Origin of the sequence: Empedobacter sp. UBA5987, assembly GCF_002429865.1 — a bacterium.
In the GTDB taxonomy this organism is placed as follows: Bacteria; Bacteroidota; Bacteroidia; order Flavobacteriales; family Weeksellaceae; genus Empedobacter; species Empedobacter falsenii_B.
The window spans coordinates 1-20,139 of the sequence record NZ_DJBB01000058.1; the positions used below are offsets into that span (position 1 = coordinate 1).

17 protein-coding genes and 3 tRNA genes are annotated in these 20,139 nt (G+C 31.2%); 12 read left to right on the top strand and 8 right to left on the bottom strand.

Translation table 11 applies throughout. The features are described from left to right. Window positions 1-177: 177 nt before the first annotated feature. Window positions 178-1,641, bottom strand: coding sequence for a helix-turn-helix domain-containing protein (locus B3J26_RS09610; protein WP_291074315.1), 1,464 nt, complete (start codon window positions 1,639-1,641; stop codon window positions 178-180). Between the two features lie 229 nt (window positions 1,642-1,870). On the opposite strand from B3J26_RS09610, the gene B3J26_RS09615 reads away from it, so the two are divergent. After that, window positions 1,871-4,183: an outer membrane beta-barrel family protein gene (locus tag B3J26_RS09615; protein WP_291074316.1), complete on the top strand. Its 2,313-nt coding sequence runs from the start codon at window positions 1,871-1,873 to the stop codon at window positions 4,181-4,183. 62 nt (window positions 4,184-4,245) lie between these two features. After that, on the top strand, window positions 4,246-4,917 hold the full coding sequence (gene mtgA, locus B3J26_RS09620) for a monofunctional biosynthetic peptidoglycan transglycosylase (RefSeq protein WP_291049037.1): 672 nt from the start codon (window positions 4,246-4,248) through the stop codon (window positions 4,915-4,917). 41 nt (window positions 4,918-4,958) lie between these two features. On the opposite strand, the gene B3J26_RS09625 is transcribed toward mtgA, so the two are convergent. Both B3J26_RS09625 and B3J26_RS09630 read right to left on the bottom strand, forming a co-directional pair. Beyond that, window positions 4,959-5,441 (bottom strand): N-acetyltransferase, encoded by a 483-nt coding sequence (locus B3J26_RS09625; RefSeq protein ID WP_286501758.1) that lies wholly within the window; start codon window positions 5,439-5,441, stop codon window positions 4,959-4,961. Window positions 5,442-5,474: 33 nt separating this feature from the next. Continuing rightward, complete coding sequence (locus B3J26_RS09630) at window positions 5,475-6,230, bottom strand: glycerophosphodiester phosphodiesterase (RefSeq protein ID WP_291074318.1); 756 nt, start codon at window positions 6,228-6,230, stop codon at window positions 5,475-5,477. Window positions 6,231-6,398: 168 nt separating this feature from the next. On the opposite strand from B3J26_RS09630, the gene guaA reads away from it, so the two are divergent. From guaA to B3J26_RS09675, 9 genes are all read left to right on the top strand, one after another. Further along, window positions 6,399-7,931 (top strand): glutamine-hydrolyzing GMP synthase, encoded by a 1,533-nt coding sequence (guaA, locus tag B3J26_RS09635; protein WP_115001285.1) that lies wholly within the window; start codon window positions 6,399-6,401, stop codon window positions 7,929-7,931. Window positions 7,932-8,004: 73 nt separating this feature from the next. Next, window positions 8,005-8,574, top strand: a complete 570-nt coding sequence (gene xpt / locus B3J26_RS09640) for a xanthine phosphoribosyltransferase (RefSeq protein WP_115001284.1) — start codon at window positions 8,005-8,007, stop codon at window positions 8,572-8,574. Window positions 8,575-8,727: 153 nt separating this feature from the next. Beyond that, complete coding sequence (locus B3J26_RS09645) at window positions 8,728-9,900, top strand: hypothetical protein (RefSeq protein WP_115001283.1); 1,173 nt, start codon at window positions 8,728-8,730, stop codon at window positions 9,898-9,900. Between the two features lie 145 nt (window positions 9,901-10,045). Further along, window positions 10,046-10,116 (top strand) — tRNA-Gln (locus B3J26_RS09650). A 92-nt stretch (window positions 10,117-10,208) separates the two neighbouring features. Continuing rightward, window positions 10,209-10,279: transfer RNA gene (locus B3J26_RS09655), tRNA-Gln, on the top strand. A gap of 39 nt (window positions 10,280-10,318) precedes the next feature. Further along, window positions 10,319-10,389: transfer RNA gene (locus tag B3J26_RS09660), tRNA-Gln, on the top strand. A gap of 81 nt (window positions 10,390-10,470) precedes the next feature. Further along, window positions 10,471-11,013: an RNA polymerase sigma factor gene (locus tag B3J26_RS09665; protein WP_291061890.1), complete on the top strand. Its 543-nt coding sequence runs from the start codon at window positions 10,471-10,473 to the stop codon at window positions 11,011-11,013. 44 nt (window positions 11,014-11,057) lie between these two features. Then, window positions 11,058-11,615, top strand: coding sequence for a C40 family peptidase (locus tag B3J26_RS09670; RefSeq protein WP_038334631.1), 558 nt, complete (start codon window positions 11,058-11,060; stop codon window positions 11,613-11,615). A gap of 8 nt (window positions 11,616-11,623) precedes the next feature. Next, window positions 11,624-13,450: a hypothetical protein gene (locus B3J26_RS09675; RefSeq protein ID WP_286495803.1), complete on the top strand. Its 1,827-nt coding sequence runs from the start codon at window positions 11,624-11,626 to the stop codon at window positions 13,448-13,450. Window positions 13,451-13,496: 46 nt separating this feature from the next. Here the strand turns inward: B3J26_RS09675 and B3J26_RS09680 are convergent, their stop codons facing one another. Together B3J26_RS09680 and rbfA are read right to left on the bottom strand one after the other, a co-directional pair. Further along, window positions 13,497-14,681, bottom strand: coding sequence for an ABC transporter permease (locus B3J26_RS09680; protein ID WP_221855976.1), 1,185 nt, complete (start codon window positions 14,679-14,681; stop codon window positions 13,497-13,499). Continuing rightward, on the bottom strand, window positions 14,681-15,040 hold the full coding sequence (rbfA, locus tag B3J26_RS09685; protein WP_038334637.1) for a 30S ribosome-binding factor RbfA: 360 nt from the start codon (window positions 15,038-15,040) through the stop codon (window positions 14,681-14,683). Before rbfA ends, B3J26_RS09680 begins: the two co-directional genes overlap by 1 nt. Window positions 15,041-15,134: 94 nt before the next feature. Between rbfA and B3J26_RS09690 the strand changes: the two genes are divergently transcribed. Beyond that, window positions 15,135-15,533, top strand: a complete 399-nt coding sequence (locus tag B3J26_RS09690) for a group III truncated hemoglobin (RefSeq protein WP_038334639.1) — start codon at window positions 15,135-15,137, stop codon at window positions 15,531-15,533. A gap of 58 nt (window positions 15,534-15,591) precedes the next feature. On the opposite strand, the gene B3J26_RS09695 is transcribed toward B3J26_RS09690, so the two are convergent. The 3 genes from B3J26_RS09695 to B3J26_RS09705 all read right to left on the bottom strand — a co-directional run bounded on the left by B3J26_RS09695 (window position 15,592) and on the right by B3J26_RS09705 (window position 19,989). Then, entirely contained in the window at window positions 15,592-16,965 is a 1,374-nt protein-coding gene (locus B3J26_RS09695; RefSeq protein ID WP_038334641.1) for an NAD-dependent succinate-semialdehyde dehydrogenase, read from the bottom strand. 411 nt (window positions 16,966-17,376) lie between these two features. Next, the gene (gene dnaB / locus B3J26_RS09700; protein ID WP_291074322.1) at window positions 17,377-18,936 is read right to left on the bottom strand and encodes a replicative DNA helicase; all 1,560 of its coding nucleotides are present in this window, start codon (window positions 18,934-18,936) and stop codon (window positions 17,377-17,379) included. 99 nt (window positions 18,937-19,035) lie between these two features. Then, window positions 19,036-19,989 (bottom strand): acetyl-CoA carboxylase carboxyltransferase subunit alpha, encoded by a 954-nt coding sequence (locus tag B3J26_RS09705; protein WP_038334644.1) that lies wholly within the window; start codon window positions 19,987-19,989, stop codon window positions 19,036-19,038. Window positions 19,990-20,139: the final 150 nt, after the last annotated feature.

Here is a 20,139-nt window from a genome sequence, read left to right on the forward strand (position 1 = left end):
AAAATTAGAACAATGGGAAAATCTTTATAATTTCAATAGACCACATGGTTCATTTAAAGGTAAAACTCCTTATGAAATACTAAAATCAAAACTAAAATAATTATATTTAAAGTCTACGAGGATATGACGTACGAGAATGTATAGTTTTGAGTAATGTTCTTACTTACTTCATGTTTATTATAAAAACTTGATATAATTTGAAGGTCTAAAACCTGTATGTTCCAAGAATGCATCCGAAAAAGTCTTTCTCGAGTTAAAACCTGTTTCTTCTGCTAAAGCATCAATTGTATATTTTTTGAGATTTGGTTCATCTGCAAATCGTTTCAAAAGATGATTAATTCTTAATTCGTTGATATATTGGTTAAAATTTTTCGATCTCGAACGATTAATATAATTTGACACAATTGTTCGATTGGCGTTCAATTCTAGAACCAAATCATTCAACGAAAATTTTGGATTTAGAAACATCTTTTGTTCTTCAAACAATTGCAAACTTTGTTCGAAATCTTCATCAATTTCAACTTCGAATTTTGTTTTTTCTAATTGATTTTCTTCCTTAATATCTAACTCAAGTATTGTTATTTCATCAAGACATTTTTGTAAATAATTCTTCTTTTTTTGATGTTTTTGATTCATTTTATAAAAAACAATTCCACCAAAAATTAGAATTGCAACTAAACCAAGAAATGAAGTTCTTTTAAAGTTTTGATTCTTTTCTTTCAATAAATTTCTTTCAGTTTTCAAGAATGTATTTTCATATTTCTCAAGATTTGGTTTCAAAACAGTATGATCAGCCACATAAAATAAACTATCAAAAGACAATAAATTATTAACAGATAATAATTTATCTCGATTATTTCCATACTTCTCATTATATTCAACCACTCTTTCATAAGAAAGTCGCAATTCTTCATCAAGAATTTTATATTGTTTTGAGAATTCTACAACATTTTCAAAATATTGAATTGCTTCTTTATTTCGCTTTTGTTGATATAAAATTTCACCTAAAAATTGCTCCGAAATCACATACCATTTAATATCATTTTGCTTCCAGAAAGTTTGTTGCGCTTTTTTCAATGTATTAAATGCTGAATTATAATCTTTTTTGTAGAAATCAATAATTCCCTTATTCTTCAATGCATATTGATAATTTGCTGTATCAACCGTTTCAGATAATTCAATTTTATTGTAATAATCACTTTTGTTCAGATGATTTGTTTTGCTATATAAATAAGACAATTTCCCAAGAATTGAGAGATAAATGCTGAACGATTTTGGTTGCTCTTTATGCTTTTCGAAATAAGGTAAAGAAGTTTCGTACAAGACTATAGATTCCTTTGTTTCATGTAAGTTTTCCTTTGTTTTAGCAATTCCAACAAGCGAAGAATAAAATGTAAAATCATCTTTTATTTCAGTTGATAATTCCTTTGAAATAGTAAAATTTTTCAAAGCATTATTGTAATTACGCTGCTCCAAAAAATAATTTCCTTTTTCGATATAAGCTTCACTCAACACAACTTTATCATTCAATCGATAAGCTGTTGAAATCGTAGAATCAATAATTCGAAGATTTTCTTCAACCAAATCATTATTTTTTTGACGCAAAAATTCAGCTTTATCATTTTGTGTTTTTCCAAACATATTTATTGAACTGAATATGAATAGAATAACTGTGATAAATTTAAGAAACCTATTTTCTGAAATTATAAAACGTAACATATTGTATTTCTTTAATTTGAATAACATTGTAAACAATTATCATTTGACACCAAGTTGATAAAAAACATTTAAAAATATAAATTAAAATTGTTCAAACAAAAATTTTACTTCCTCTAAATGTAAGTAAAACAATAATCAACACAATTATATTATGAAATTTTTACAATTAATTCTCATTTTGATTAGTTCTTTTGCTTTTGCACAAGAAAAATATTCGATTACAGGAAATATTTCATCAGAAAATAAATCAAAAACAATTCACGCAAAAGTTATTTTATACGATGAATTTCAAAACGTTATTCAAACAATTGAAACTGAAAACTCTAAATTTAACTTTGAAAATTTAGATCCAAAAACATATTCAATTTCAGTTATTTATGACAATAAAATTCAAGATGAAGAACCTTTTTATTTGAACGAAAATAAAACATTTCACTTAAATATTGATGAAACTGTACAAATTAATGAAGTTGTAATCAATGGAAAAAAGGAAACTTTCAAAATAGAAAATGGCAATTATGCTATTGATGTCGCTAATTCAAATTTTAATAAACTTGCTACAACCAAAGAATTATTTTCAAAATTACCAAGCGTCATGTTGGGCGCAGATCAAGAAACATTGACAATTATTGGAAAAGGAAATCCTTTGTTGTATTTGGACGATCAACAAGTTGATTTTTCTACCATTTCAAGTTTAGCAATTGAGGATATAAAATCGATTGAAATCATCAAAAACCCTTCTGCTAAATATGAAGCAAATGGAAAATCTATCGTAAAAATTAATCTAAAGAAAAGTAAAAAAGAAGGTTTAAAATTGACTTTGCAAGAAACATTATCTTTCAAAAGAAAGTTTAATAATTATTTCAATTCGACTTTTCAAATTCGTAAAAATAAAAGCGAATTTAAACTGAACGCATCTTATAATCAACTAAATCCGTGGGAAGGAAATGGATTCGATTATCGCATAAAAGACAAAAATATTCAGTCCAATTATTTCATAAAATCGCAAACTAAACGTCCACATTTTATTGTAAACACAAGCTTTTTTCAGGAATTAAATGAATCTGGAGATTATTTTTCGTTTGCTATTAATTCAAATTTTAGAAAAGATAAAGGTTTGCTTGATACCAAAACAGAATATACCGAAAACAATGAAAATCAATCTATTTTAACGTTAAATGATAATGAAAATCATCGAAATTTTGTGAATACTTTGGTGAATTACAATAAAAATATTAAGTCAATCGATGCAAGTATTTTAACAGGTTTACAATACACGATTTATAACACAGGAACAATATATTATTTTTACAATAAGATTAATGAGAATAATATCAAATACAATCAATCGCGCTATCAAAAATATCGTCTTAAGGTTTTTGCAGGAAAATTTGATGTAGAGAAAAAGTTTGAATCTGATCAAAAAATTGAATTTGGAGGACGTTTTACGCATGCAAAATCTGAGACGAATAATGAAACATTTTTTCCTCAACAATCATCAGAAGAATTTCTTTATAATTTCAAAGAACTGAATCTTTCCGCCTATTTGCAATACACTAAAAATTATGAAAAATGGAATTATAAAGCTGGATTAAGAACAGAAACGACTAATTCTAAAGGTTTTGATGAAATAAAACAACTTTCGGATATTGATAAAAAATACATCGATTGGTTTCCGAATGCAGAAATTAATTACACTTTTGATAATAAAAATGCGTTAACAATTTACTATAAACGTACAATTGATAGACCGAATTACAGCAATCTTTCTTCTGGGAATTTGTACGGAAGTCCTTATATCGAATACAGTGGAAATTTTAATATTTTACCTACTTACACCGACACATTTTCAGCGAATTATTCATTAAAAAAATGGAACATGAATGTGACGTATTATCAAAGTAAAAATCCGATGAATTATACATTAATTTATAATGATGTGAGAAATATTTCAACATTTACAACGATTAATTTCGAAAAAGAAAAAAACATTTCTGTTGCTTTGGATGTTCCATTCGAATATAAATTTTGGTCAACACAAATTAGTTTAGCTATGATTCATAGTAAAATAATTGATGAAAAAGCTGTGTTAAAAAAATCGATTCCGTATATCTATTTATACTCTAATCACAATTTCAAATTGGGAAAAGATTTCAACTTTATGGTTGATGGATATTGGTTAAGCAAACGAACTGAAGGAATTTATGATCGAAATTCTCAAGTTATCGTTAATCTTGGATTGACAAAATCATACAAAAACTTTGATTTTTCTATTCGTTTCAATGATTTATTCAAACAAATGAAATTTAGCGAAACACTGAATTATGATAAAATAAGTTCTAAAAATCTATTTTTAGTCGATTATCAAGAACTATCAGTTAGTGTTAAATATAATTTTGGCCGATTAAATAAAACCATCTCGAAAGAGAATAAAGTAAATGAAGAAGAAGATAGAATTAGGTAGTAGTTTTATTTTCAAAATTCAATAAATCGTATAACTTTGCTTTCATAATTTAAAGAAATAAAATGTTTAAATTTATTCGTAAGGTTGTAATTTATCTTTTTGTAGCTCATCTTGTATACATTGTTGTGTTAAAGTGGATTAATCCGCCGTTCACGATTACGCAAGTTCAGCAAGGTTTTGAACAAGGAAAATTTAAGCGCGATTATATTTCCTATGAAGAAATGGGACGAAATATAAAATTGGCTGTAATTGGTTCCGAAGATCAAAAGTTTCCTGTACACAATGGATTTGATATGGATGGAATACAAGAAGCGATCGAAAAAAATAAAGAAGGGAAAAAACTTCGTGGAGGTTCTACGATTTCTCAACAAGTAGCGAAAAATGTGTTTTTGTGGCAAGGTCGTTCTTGGTTGAGAAAAGGATTGGAAGTTTATTTTACGTTTATGATCGAAAAAATTTGGGGCAAACAACGTATTTTAGAAATGTATTTGAACACTTCAGAAATGGGAATTGGTGTTTTTGGAGTTGAAGCAGCTTCAGAATATTATTTTAATAAACCAGCTAAAGATTTAACCAAAAATGAAGCGGCTCGAATTGCAGCAGCTTTGCCATTGCCACGAAAATATAATGTGAATCCGCCTTCGTCTTTTATCAGTAGACGCGCTAGTCATATAGAGCGACAAATGCGAAATATACAAGGAAGCACTGATTTGGAAAAGGTTTTAGGAGAATAAAATAGAAAAGAGAAGTTAATAAGCTTCTCTTTTTTGTTTTATTACTCTCTCCAATTAATTTTAACCGCAGAAATTTTCTCTAATTCCAAACGAATTTCAGGAAGTAAATTGAAATCATTTTTCATATAAAAAGCCAACGGAGAACGATAAGGCTCTCCATTCGCTTTTGTATCTTTTTCATGGTCGATTACCCAACCGTTTAGTTCTGTCGAAAATGTTTTTAATCGATTAAGAATTTTACGTCCCAAACCAATTTGATGCAATTCGCTATCCACAATTATTGCAAACCATTTCTCATAATCTCTTTCAAAAATTACCGCCCAAGCTTGCATTTGATTGTTTTCATCAACAGCAAAAAAATGTTTCGCTTCAATCAAACTATTCAAATAATTTTCGGTGTCCTGTAAACTCTCAAAAGCCAAATTAATAGGATATTCGTTGTTCCAAATTTTAAAAATATAGTCTTTATGAATTTGGTTTAATGTTGTAAATGAATAGATTTCGAATGAGTTAAGTTGAGACATAAAATGATTTCTTATTCCGCTAAATATACTAATTTATTTAGTCAAAATTTCTTTTAAAATCAAAGGTTTATCAGTTGTAATATAATCAGCTTTCATATCAATCATTTCTTGCATCACTTTTGGGTCGTTAACTGTCCAAACATTAACCAATAAGCCCAAATCTTTCGCTTCTTTCACCCAAGTAGGATTTTTCTGAAAAACGCTATAATGATAATCAATTCCATTCCAATTTCTCGCTTTTACTTCTTGAGGAGACAAATCTCCAGCTAAATAAGAAACGTGAAATTTAGGTGCTAATTTCTTGAATTCATCACAAATATTTTTACTAAATGAAATGATTTCAACTTGTTTTTCTACTTTATGTTTTTTGATGATTTCAATTGCTTTTTTTACTGCACGATCTTCATTTTCCTTTGATGAGTGAGGTTTTAATTCGAAAATTAATTTGACATTCTTATTCTTTTTTCCTTGTTCAAAATATTCTTCTAAAGTTGGCATATTTTCGTTGTTAGCTAATTTCAACGTTTTTAAAAGAGAAGAATTTGTAGTTTCGATTGTATGACCTTGGTAATGATCATCATGATTCACCATCAAAACATCATCAGCACTAATTAATACATCAAATTCAGAACCATAAGCACCAATTTCTTGTGCAGATTTTAATGATTTAATCGAATTTTTTGCGTTGTTTTCGGTGTCCCAATAACCACGATGAGCAATAATTTTTTGAGCATTTGCCATGTTTGTAAGCATAAAGGTTGTTAAGGCAGTAAATATAATTTTTTTCATGATGAATTGTTTTTTCAAGGTAAAATTATTTCGATTAATCGGTTTTAAAGTTATGAAAATATTAAGTTCTTGGAAAACTATAAAAATCTACCTAAAAGAATGAAAAATGACGTGAATAAAATTGTGATTGCGCCGAATTTCACTTAATTTTGCACAAAGACAAACACAATGACGCAAGGAATTATTATTTTAGATTTTGGCTCGCAATACAATCAATTAATCGCGCGCCGAATTCGAGAATTTGGAGTTTATACAGAAATTATTCCCTACAACACTTCGATCGAAGAAATCAAAAAACACAATCCAAAAGGAATTATTTTATCAGGAGGACCTTCTTCAGTTTTTGGAGAAGAGGCTGCTTTGGTTGAAAAAGAATTATTCGAATTAGGAATCCCGATTTTAGGTATTTGCTACGGAATGCAATTAATTTCTCATCTTTTAGGTGGAGAAGTTAAAAATGGTGAAAAAGGAGAATATGGAAAATCTGAATTAACAGTTTTAGCTCAAAACAGTTTATTCGCAGGAGTTCCAGAACAATCTACAGTTTGGATGAGTCACTTCGATGAAGTGATGACAGCGCCAATAGGATTTACAATTTCAGGAAAATCAAATATAGATATTGCAGCAATCGCAAACGAAGATAAAAAGATTTTTGCGGTACAATTTCACCCAGAAGTTACACATTCAGAATATGGTTCAACAATGTTAGAAAACTTTGTTTTCAATATTTGTCAGGCTGAAAAGAATTGGGTTTTAAAAGATTTTATCGAAACAGAAATTGCTCGTATAAAAGAAGTAGTTGGTGATAAAAAAGTGATTTTAGGACTTTCAGGAGGTGTTGATTCTTCTGTTGCAGCGGTTTTAATTCATCGTGCAATTGGCGATCAATTAACGTGTATTTTTGTTGATACTGGTTTATTGAGAAAAGATGAAGGGAAAAAAGTAATGGAAAATTACGGAAAGCACTTCAACATGAACATCAAAATGGTAGATGCTTCAGAACGTTTCTTAACAAACTTGAAAGGTATCGATGAACCAGAAGCAAAACGTAAATCAATTGGTAAAGATTTCGTGGCTGTTTTTGATGAAGAATCAAATAAATTTGAAGATGCAGCATTCTTAGCACAAGGAACTATTTATCCTGATGTAATCGAATCGCAATCTGTAAAAGGACCTTCTGCAACAATCAAATCGCATCACAATGTTGGTGGATTACCAGAAGATATGAAACTTCAATTATTAGAACCATTACGCGAATTATTCAAAGATGAGGTTCGTAAAGTTGGAGTAGAATTAGGTATTCCTCGCGAATTAGTTTACCGTCATCCATTTCCAGGACCAGGTTTAGGAATTCGTGTTTTAGGTGAAGTAGACGAAGAAAAAGTTAGAATTTTACAAGAAGCAGATCAAATTTTTATTGACGAGCTTTATGCACATAATTTATACGACGAAGTTTCTCAGGCTTTCGTGGTTTTATTACCTGTAAAATCTGTTGGTGTAATGGGAGACGAGCGTACGTACGAATATACGGCGGTTGTTCGTTCTGCAAATACGATTGATTTTATGACAGCAACTTGGTCAAAATTACCTTACGAATTCTTAGAATTAGTTTCGAATAGAATTATCAATGAGGTAAAAGGAATTAACCGTGTAGCCTACGATATCAGCTCAAAACCACCAGCAACAATCGAGTGGGAATAAGCTAAAAAATATATCAAAGCCAGCCAATGTGCTGGCTTTTTTTCTATGTAAACTTTAAAAAACTAAATATTAAATGGAACTTTTAAAAGAAAGAATTCTGAAGGATGGAAAAAGTTTCGATGGTGGAATTCTAAAAGTTGATAGTTTTATCAACCACCAAATGGATCCTGTTCTGATGAAAGCAATTGCGTTGGAATTTGTCCAGCGATTTTCGGATTTAAACATTAATAAAATCATTACAATCGAAGCGAGTGGCATTGCACCAGCGATTATGGTTGGATTAGAATTGAATTTGCCTGTTGTTTTTGTGAAGAAAGCAAAACCTAAAACGATGGCAGATTTTTATGCGTCGCAAGTGTATTCATTCACGAAAGACCGAACGTACGATGTTTGCGTAAGTAGTCAATTTTTGAATGAAAATGATCATGTTATTTTTATTGATGATTTTTTAGCGAATGGAAATGCAGCTTTAGGTGTTAAAAGTTTAATAAAACAAGCAGGTTCTGATTTGGTAGGAATGGGATTCATCATTGAAAAATCATTTCAAGAAGGAAGAGAGAGATTGATAGATCAGGGAGTGAGAGTAGAATCTCTCGTTCGTATTGATTGGCTTGCTGAAGATTCAATTGAATTCGTCAAATAATTTGACAAAATTGTTAAATTTATTTTTTTATAATTTTAAAGATTAACTTAGAAATAAATTAAACACTTACTATTATGAAAAAAACTTTATTTATAGCAACAATATTACTATCTCAATTTTCTTTTTCTTAGGAAAAACCATATTTAGACGCATATGAAAGTAAAATTACTTGCTTTAACACTTACAATCTTACTATTTACAGCTTGCAATTCGTACAAAACGGCGAATTCAGCATTAGTTTCTGGTAATTTTAAGCAAGCTTTTGAGCAATCTACACAAGCTTATTTCAAAAATCCATCGGAGAAAAATGGAATCAAATATGTTCCATTAATTTTTGAAGCTTATCATAAAGGACAGCAAGAAGATGAAAATAGATTAAAACAAATTGAAACGTTGACTAATCCTTCTAAATATCAGGAAGCGTATCAAATTATTAATCGTTTGCAAGAAAGACAAAAAACGATTGCTGGAATTGATGGAAGATCGATTAGCGGGAAAACCTATAATTTCAAAACCAAAGATTATTCAGCAGCTTATAAAACGATTCAAGAAAAATATGCGCAATTTTTGTACGATGATGCAAAATCTTTTTTAAATCAAGGAGGAAAATTGAATGCGCAAACGGCCTATCAAAAGTTTCAAGTTTTAGAAAGTGTTTATTCTAATTATAAAGATACTCGTAGTTTGATGAATACCGCTCGCACAAACGGAATGTATAAAGTTTTGGTACAATTGGTAAACAACACCGAAGTTGTTATTCCTAAACTACTAGAGAAAGATTTGTTAGATTTTAACTCATATGGATTGGATTCTAATTGGACTGAATTTTACACAGGAAAACTAAATAGCTCGTATGATTATGTAATTCAATTAAGTTTTGAGACGATAAATGTTTCACCTGAACGAGAAAAAATTGAGGTGCATAATTTTGAGAAAAAAATTGTTGATGGTAAAGAAGAATTGGTGCAAAATGGAGTAGTGGTAAAAGATAAAGACGGAAAACCCGTGATGGTAGATCGTTATATTACAGTAAAAAGTAGATTCGAAGAAGTACAACGTATCAAAGAAGCTGCAATTACAGCGAGATATTATTTGATCGATAATCAAAAAGAACAAGCCATTGATTCTAAAAACTTAGCAAGTCAGTTTATTTTTAGAGATTCTTACGGAACTTACAAAGGAGATCGACGTTCTTTGGATCGAGATTATATAAATATGATTGGTAGAAGACCAGCTCCATTTCCATCAAATGAGCAAATGATTTTTGATTGTGGACAAGATTTGAAACGTAAATTCAAGAACGAAATCATCCGTATGAAGCTTTGATAAAAAAAATGTAAAAAATTTAATCATTTTTTAAAATTCATTTTCAATAGCTTATCACATAAAACGTCTGTTTTAGCTAAAAACTTGTAAAATTAGTTTTGGTGAATTAAAAAACCTTTCTATATTTGCACAGCAATTAAGACATAGACCCATGGTGTAACGGTAGCACATCGGTTTTTGGTGCCGCTAGTTGGGGTTCGAATCCCTGTGGGTCTACAAAAGTCTTATGCCTCGATAAGCAATTGTTGAGGCATTTTTATCTAACCTAGTTAAGAGAAAAGTTGCAAAAATTGAAATAAAATTTAGTCAGACCCATGGTGTAACGGTAGCACATCGGTTTTTGGTGCCGCTAGTTGGGGTTCGAATCCCTGTGGGTCTACAATTTTTTCTTTTCAATTTTAACATAATAATCATGGACAGACCCATGGTGTAACGGTAGCACATCGGTTTTTGGTGCCGCTAGTTGGGGTTCGAATCCCTGTGGGTCTACAGATTTTAAGCTTCAATATTTTTATTGAAGCTTTTTTTATACTATATATTTTGTTATATTTATCATAATTGATTTAGTAAATGACATTAGAGGACATAATTTTAGAAGCTAAAAAAGGGAAACGAAATGCTCAGAACGCAGTGATAGAGGTTTTGTGGAACAAAGTTTATCATTATGTATTTTCTAAGATTAGAAACGAAGAAGAAGCCGAAGATATCGCTATAGAAACGTTTACGAAGGTTTTTACAAAATTGAAATTATATAACGAAGATTTTGACTTTACGACTTGGGTAATTTCTATCGCACATAATACGATGATTGATCATATCAGAAGATCTCCAAAACTGAATATTTCTCTTGATGATGAAACAAAATTTTTAGAAATTTTAGAAGATCATCCTTCGCCAGAAGAACATTTGATTTTAAAACAAGATAATGACACGCTGATAAAAGCTATTGCAAAATTGAGAGAACCTTATCAAAAAATTATAGAATTGCGTTATATCGAAGATAAAACATACAAAGAGATTGCTGAAGAACTCAATTTGACCTTACCAAATGTTAAAGTTCGCCTTTTAAGAGCCAAACAATTGTTAACAGAGGTGATGCAAGATAATATTTAGTAAATTTATTCGTTGAAAATTTGTTGAAGAAAACCGGACCGAAAATGAAGAAGCATATATACCTTACAACAATTATTATCGCAAGTTTATTCTTGACGTCTTGTGGAAGTAGTAAAGTAACTTCGTATAAGAAAACTGGTTCTAAAAAAGTTTATACTTCTTCCAAAAAAAACGAATCTACAGAGGTTTTTCGTTCTAAAAATGCTGATGATAGTGCGCCTCGTGATATAAATAAAATTCTAAAAACGGCAAAATCTTACTTAGGAACACCTTACAAATATGGTGGAGTTACGAAAACAGGTTTCGATTGTTCGGGACTGGTTTATGTAAGTTTCAAGGAAATGAATTTAGAATTGCCTCGTCGTTCGAGTGATCAAGCTGAATATGGAAAAGAAATTACAATCGAAAATGTTAAAATAGGTGATTTAATATTTTTTAATACTTCAGGAAATTCAATCTCTCATGTAGGTATTGTAGAAAGTATTAATCATGACGGATCAATCAGTTTTGTACATTCTTCAACTTCGAAAGGTGTCATCATTTCTTCCCTTGATGAAAATTATTGGAAAACTAGATTTGTAAAAGCGGTTAGACTTTTATAACTTGACGTGTGCTTAAAAAAAGAACTATATTATTAACTTTTTTTGGATTACTATTTTTTAGTTTATCCATAGTTGTTAATGCTCAAGAAGATAGTGTCAAAATTGATACAGTTAGAATTGAGAATAAAAATCATTCTAAGTTTAGAAAGTTTTACCAAAAATTATTATTCAAGAAAAAACCAACGAGTTTTCCTATTCAGCCCAATAATAATGTAGGTGATGGAAAATATCAAGGAAAAATTATTCGAAATATTTACTACAAAACACAAGACCCTTTCGGATATTCTTTGCAGGACACGACAAGAAAACCGACAAAATGGATTGAAAGAACTGGAAATACACTACACGGGAAATCTAAGCAATTTGTGTTGCGTCAAAATATGTTGCTGAAACTAGGAGATAAATATGATTCTGTAAAAGCAGCTGAATCTGAGCGTTTAATACGTACCAATCGTTCTATTCGTCGAGTAGAGATTAAGGAAGAAGCTGTCGGGAATGATTCGGTTGATTTATATGTCAATTCAATTGACTCTTGGAGTATGTTTATTACAGGTTCGGTTTCGAGTTCAAAAGCTGGAATTCGCATTAGAGAGCGAAATTTTTTAGGTTTAGGACATGTGTTTGATAATCGTTACCGTCACAATTACAAAACAGGAAATTCGTTATATCAATTTAATTATACGGTTCCAAATATTGCCCAAACTCGAATTATTGGGAATGTACGTTATTTCAAAAATGAAGATAATCATTATACAAAATCAATCAGTTTTGTACGACCTTTTTATTCGCCATTAGCACATTATGCAGGTGGAGTTTCGGTTGGACAAGTGTATTTTAAAGATTCATTAGATTTCGAAAAACCTATTTTGGTTGATAACCATTTCAAATATAATTACCAAGATTATTGGTTGGCAAGAGCGTTTAGAATTGATGATGGTCATTCAGAAAATATTACCAATTTTATTGTTTCAGGGCGATTTTATGATCGATCTTATACCGAAACACCAACTCCAGAAAACGATCCTGTGAACTTTTTTTCTGACCAAACGAATTATTTAGTAGGGATAGGAATTTCTTCAAAACGATATATCAAAACAAAATATATTTTCAATTATGATATTGAAGAAGATATTGCGATAGGGAAATCATTGGGCATTATAGGAGGAATTCAAAATATTCGTCAAACTGATCGTTATTATCTTGGCGGAAAAGCTTCTGCTGGAGGTTTTTTAAATACCGGTTTTTGGGGATTTGGAGTTGAGTTTGGAGGATTTTTTAATAAAGGAAAATTTGAACAAAAAACGCTGTCTGTAGAATTACAATATATGGCAAAGTTGATAAATTGGGGAAAATGGAAGTTCAGAAACTTCATGAAAACTAATTATCTTTTGGGACATGATCGTTTAGATTCTCCTGCGGATCAACTTTCGCTTCATGAACATGATTATTTGGGAATGGCAGGTTTCAAATCGGATAGAGGCTTAACAGGTCAACAGAAATTAATGTTCGAGTATCAATTGCAATCCTATACGCCTTACGAGTTTTTAGGATTTCGTATTTCGCCTTTTTTCAATGCGATGGTTGCGGCAATTGGAGATAACAAAAAATTTATACTGAATAATAACCCAATTTATTCGCGTTTTAGTTTGGGTGTGATGTTGACAAATGATTATTTTGTGTTCAACAATATTCGTTTTTCATTGTCGTATTATCCATCAATTCCTGGACAAGGCGATAATCTAATCAAGACAAATTTATTGGATAATAGAGATTTTCAAATGATGGATTTTGACTTTTCAAAACCAAATTACATTCGTTGGAATAGGTGGGATTAAGACATAAAAAAAGCTTGNNCAAGCTTTTTTTATGTCTTAATATTTTTTATTTCACTTGTCTGGAAACGATCCACGAAACTAAGCTTCCCAAACCTAAAACAGTTACAATAACTGCAACAAAATTTTCGACAGAAAAGATAAATGGAAATGGAACAGTTGGCGAAGCCATAACCAAACCAAAATCTATTTGTAATAATCCAATAACAGAGGCGATTAATAAACCTGTTGTCATCGCGATAAGGGTGATAATAAAACCAGTTTGAAAGAAAATATTACGAATGTTTTTTCGTGATAATCCAAAACTATACATCGTCTGAATTTCTTTCTTTTTATCCAAAATCAAGATAATAATTGTTCCTGCCAAATTGAAACATGCAATGATAATGACTAACGTAAAAATCAAGTAACTGATTAAATTTTCCATATTCATTACTTTTAAGAAAGCTGAATCTAAATCTTGTCTGGTTTCGATTTTATAATGAGAACCTAATATTTTTTGAAGTTGAATTTTTACTTCGTTAAACGATTTTTTTCCAGTCGTTTTTACCTCAATCGAATAACATTGATTTTCGTTTAACAACAATAATTCTTGCGCCAAACCTAAAGTTGTAAATATGTGTTTGTCGTATTGTTCGTTCAAAATAAACACGCCAACACTGTACGCATCTTTGCGTGTAAAAGCATCGCTTTCTTGTTTTATTAGACCTGTTCCAGCTTTTGGCATCATCAAATCTGCTGGCGTTATCGGATCGATATAAAGTTGCAAACGCTCTGCAATTCCATTCGAAACAATAAAATTATCATCGCGATTAAAGTCTAAATATTGTCCACCATAAATTACCGTATCTAAACGTGTAATTTTGGTGAAATTTTCGTCAACACCTTTCAAATAGGCAATATCTTGCTTTCCTTTGTAATCGATGTAGACTTTTTCTTCGATGATTTTAGAAAAAGCTTTGACGTCTTTTTGTTGCTTTAATTGATCCACAACAAAAGTTAAACTATCTAATACTTTTCCTTTCGAAGGAGAAATTTTAATTTCAGGATTTACATTGCTATAATACTTTAAATTCATTTTTTCTAAGCCCGAAAAAACGGATAAAATAATAAACAAAGCCGCTGTAGCAACCAAAATAGCACCAACAGCAATCGATGTAATAATGTTTACAGCGTTTGTATTCGTTTTCGAAAAAATGTAGCGTTTCGCAATGTAAAGTGAAATGTTTCTCATTATAAGATTGGATTATTTCCTTCTCCTCTTAGCGCTTTGTCGATTTTATCCATTTCGTCTAACGAATTATCTAAAATGAAAATTAATTCTGGGGTAATACGCATTTGTTTAGAAGCACTTTTTGATAAAATCCCTCTAAATAATGGTGTGTTAACTCTAATTTCTTTGAAAATTTCGTCTTTTTGAGTACTTGGAAAAATACTTACATAGATTTTAGAAACGCTCAAATCTGGTGTTACTTTTACTTCTGTAACACTAATCAAATTTCCAGGGAATTCCTTTACAGCCCATTTTCTAAAAGCTTCTGCTAATTCTTCTTGAAATAATTTACTTACTTTTTGTTGTCTATTGCTATCCAATTCTATTCATTTTTATGAGACCGTAAAATTACTGCATTTTTTCGTGATTAAAAACATTGATGAATTGAATTAAGTTCTTTGTAAATTTGTTTTAATGAAAAAAGATATCGAAACTTCAGAAGATGTTGCTTTATTGGTGAATACGTTTTACGATAAAGTGCAAAAAGATGATGTCATTGGTTACTTTTTTTCGGAAGTTGCGAAGGTAAATTGGGACGAACATTTGCCACATATGATTCAGTTTTGGGAAACTGTTTTGTTAGGAAAAGCAACTTTTGAAGGTTGGCCAATGCGAACACATTTGGTTTTGAGTCAGAAAGAAAAATTAAAACCACAGCATTTCGAGCGCTGGATTGAATTGTGGTACGGAATAATTGACGAAAAATTTGAAGGAGAAATAGCAAATGAAGCAAAAAATAGAGCAAAAATTATGCGTGATTTAATTCTTTTCAAAATTGACCAAATGGAACAAAAACAAGGATTTATTCAATAAAAAAATGCAACTTTTATGAAGTTGCATTTTTTGTATTATTTTAGATATGATTGAAAAATTATTTCGCAATCATGATTAATTTTTTATTGATAAACTCCATAATTCCAGCTTTAGAAAGCTCTCGTCCGTAACCCGAATGTTTTACACCTCCGAAAGGTAAATCTGGGCTTGAAGAAACTTGTTTGTTCACGTAAACCATTCCCGAATCGATTCTACGAGCGATTTTTTCCGCATTTGGAACATCTTCTGTGTAAATAGAAGCACCTAATCCGTAAGGTGTATCATTCGCAATTTTGATTGCTTCTTCTATATCTTTCACTTTCCAAATACAAACCACAGGTCCAAAAACTTCTTCGTCATAAGCCTTCATTCCAGGTTTTAAATCTGTCAAAATTGTTGGTTGCAAAAAGAAACCATCACGATCAATACGTTTTCCTCCCGAAACAATTGTTGCTCCTTTATTCGCTGAATCATTAATTTGATCCAATAATTTTTCTAATGCACTTTCCGAACTTACAGGTCCCATGTTGGTATCTGTCTGTGTAGGATCACCAACTTTCATTCCGTTTACATAGTCCGTAATTTTGCTCAAATATTCATCGTAAATACCTTCTTGTACAATAATACGTTTCGAAGAAGTACAAGCTTGTCCAGCATTACGTAAACGACCATTAATTGTTCCGCTCATCACTTTTTCGATATCTGCATCATTCAAAACAATCATTGGATCAGAACCACCAAGTTCTAAAACCGAAGGTTTTACATTTTTACCAGCGATACTTGCAACCTCTGCACCAGCGGCTTCGGAACCTGTTAAAGAAACACCCACAATTTTTGGATTATTGATAATTGCATCTGTGTCTTTTCCTGACATCAACAAGTTTTTGTACAAACCTTTTGGAGCGCCAGCAGCTGTAAACATTTCTTCGAAAGCGATTCCACATTGCGGAATATTAGAAGCTGTTTTCAAAACAACTGTGTTACCAGCCATAATGTGAGGTCCAGCAAAACGCGCAATTTGAGAAAAAGGGAAATTCCAAGGCATAACACCTAACAACACACCAATAGGTTCTGAAACCACATAAGCATCACCTTTTTCTGTTTGTAAAGGAACATTTGCCAAGAATTCTTCTGCATTATCTGCATAATATTCGATGATATTGGCACTATAATCAATCTCGATTTCACTTTCATACAATGGTTTTCCCATTTCTGTTGTTATCAAAGCGGCTAATCGAGTTTTTTGATTACGCATTTCGTTTGCAACACGTTTCATTACAGCTTTTCTTTCTTCGAAAGATTCGAATCGCCATGTTTGATATAATTCGTTTGCGTCGTCTATATATTGATTGATTTCTTCGCTTGTGTAGGCTTGAAATTCTTTTTCGATTTTACCTGTAGCAGGATTTAATGTTCTGATTGAACTTGCCATTTCACTCTTTATTTAATGTATACAAAGTTGTAGCAATTCTCGTTCCTAACAAAATTTTTAGGATAAATAAAACTGATAGTTTGTTGAATAAAACTAAATGTAGTTGATTGTTTAGTTTTTATATTAATTTGAGCTAGATGATTGTTTGCTGAATTCAGAAATTTCTATTTTCTAAATGTTTAAGGATTTAGATTTCTTAAATCATCTTTGAAAGATGATAAGTCATTCTGAACTAGTTTCAGAATCACATTATCATATATAATAATTAGTAAAATAAATTTAAAACAAAAACGATTTGTCATACCGAGCTTGTCGAGGTATCTTTTAAATTATTGGTTATAAAAAAAACATAATGATGAGAAGCTGAAATGAATTCAGCTTGACATAATATTAATTAATGAAAATTATTTTCTAAAACGGTAAATTATCGTCGTCGTTGTTCATCGAACTTGTGAATTCCCCACCGAAATCTCCAAAAGCATCAGAGGGATCAATAGCAGATAAATTCATGGCACTTCCCATTTCTTGAGAACCATCATTCATCGAACTTTGAATTTCGAAATCTCCACCAAATGAAGTTTCTAAATCGGTAAATTTAGCTTGTTCATTAATGAATCGTAAACGTACATTTTCTAACGCACCATTACGGTGTTTAGCAATGATAAACTCGGCTTGTCCAGCACAAGGTTCACTTTCATCATCCCAATATTCTAATTTATAATATTCAGGACGATAAATAAAAGAAACGATATCGGCATCTTGCTCAATTGCTCCAGATTCACGTAAATCCGAAAGTAAAGGACGTTTACTTCCTCCGCGAGTTTCTACCGAACGAGATAACTGCGAAAGTGCAATTACAGGAATACTTAACTCTTTTGCAATTGCTTTTAAGGAACGCGAAATCATCGAAATCTCTTGCTCACGGTTTCCATTTGCTTTACCACCAGCAGTCATCAACTGCAAATAGTCAATCAAAATCATTTTTACACCATGTTGAGAAACTAAACGACGTGCTTTTGCTCTTAAATCGAAAATCGAAAGGGCAGGCGTATCGTCAATGTAAAGCGGCGCATTTTCAAGACCTTTTACTTTTGTGTATAATTGTTTCCATTCGTGATCGGCTAATTTTGCTTTACGCAATTTTTCACCCGAAATTCCAGTTTCACCCGAAATCATACGCGTAATCAACTGAACAGAAGACATCTCTAATGAAAAAACAGCAACCGGAATATTTTTGTCAACCGTCATATTTTTCGCCATCGAAAGGATAAAAGCAGTTTTACCCATACCAGGACGAGCGGCTAAAATAATCAAATCCGATTCTTGCCAACCCGAAGTAATTTTGTCAATTTCTGTAAATCCAGAAGATAAACCAGACATTCCTTCTTTGGTAGATTGGGCTTTAATTTTATCAATCGCTTCGGTTACCAAATCTCTTGCTTCCGAATAACTACGCTTGATTCCACCTTCTGTAATTTCGAATAATTTCGATTCTGAATAATCCAATAAATCAAATACATCGGCAGTATCATCGTAAGATTTTTCAATGACTTGATTCGAAATCTCAATTAAACGACGAAGGATGTATTTTTCTTGAATTACACGAGCATAATATTCCACGTGCGCAGAAGAAGAAACTTTTTGCGTCAATTGAATCAAATAATAATCACCTCCTACACGATCTAATTTGCCTTCACTTTTCAATTCATTCGAAACCGTTAATAAATCAATTGGTTCTGAATCGTTAAATAATTTTTGAATGACAGCATAAATCGCCTGATGCTCTGGACGATAAAAAACTTGCGGTGTAAGAATGTCAATGACTTCGTCTAACCCTTTTTTATCAATCATCATCGCGCCAAGTACAGCTTGCTCTAAATCAACAGCTTGTGGAGGAAGTTTACCTTTCTCTAAACCAATGACATTGTGCTTGTTAGCTGGTGTTTCGGGATTATAATTTGCTTGTTCCATAAGAGTTCCAAAATTAAATAAAAAAACGAGATATAACTAATTTTATATCTCGTTTTAAAATCGTATATTCTACAATAAGTATTATTGTAAAACAATATTTTATCCTGAAAATTCTCCGAATTTGATGTAACGTTCTTGACGTTGTTGTTGTAATTCTTTTGGAGAAAGTTTTTTCAATTCGTTGTAAGTGTCTAAAACTTTATTTTTCAAGTTTGTGTACGCAACTTCTGGTTTGTAGTGTGCTCCACCAAGCGGTTCTTGAATGATATCTTCAATTAATCCTAATTCTAACATATCAGGTCCAGTTAATTTCATTTGCGAAGCAGCTTGCTCTTTGTAATCCCAACTTCTCCATAAAATAGTAGAACAGTTTTCTGGTGAAATTACAGAATACCAAGTGTTTTCTAACATGAAAACTTTGTTTCCAACTCCAATTCCTAATGCTCCACCTGAAGCTCCTTCACCAATTACAATTGTAATGATAGGAACTGTAAGTTTCAACATTTCGTAGATGTTTTTAGCGATAGCTTCACCTTGACCTCTTTCTTCAGCTTCTAAACCAGGATATGCACCAGGAGTGTCGACTAAAGTCAAGACAGGAATATTAAACTTTTCTGCTAACTTCATTAATCGTAAAGCTTTGCGGTAACCATCTGGATTAGACATTCCGAAACGACGATATTGTCTTTCTTTGGTATTTTTCCCTTTTTGTTGACCAATAATCATAAAAGTTTGACCATTGATTTTTCCCATACCACCAACCATTGCTTTATCATCAGCAAAAGTTCTATCTCCGTGAATTTCGATAAACGTGTTATCTGTGATCGCGTAAGCGTAGTCTAAAGTATAAGGGCGAGAAGGATGGCGAGACAATTGTACACGTTGCCATGGTGTTAAATTACCATAGATTTCCTTCTTTTTATTTTCAATTGCAATTTCAATTTCAACGCAAGCCTGTTTGATGTTAACACCGCTTCCTTCGCCGACGATTTGACAGCTTTGTAACTGTTCTTCTAAATCTTTGATAGGTTGTTCAAATTCTAAATATTCCATACAAAAGTGTTTGTTCAATCCAACAAATATAGAAAAGGTTTTTAAGCCAATTATAATAAATGTCGAATGTTTTTCAGATTTTTTACAAGTATTTTAATTTCAAAAGATAAAAAAGCGTCTACAGATTAGACGCTTTCATCGTGTATTTGA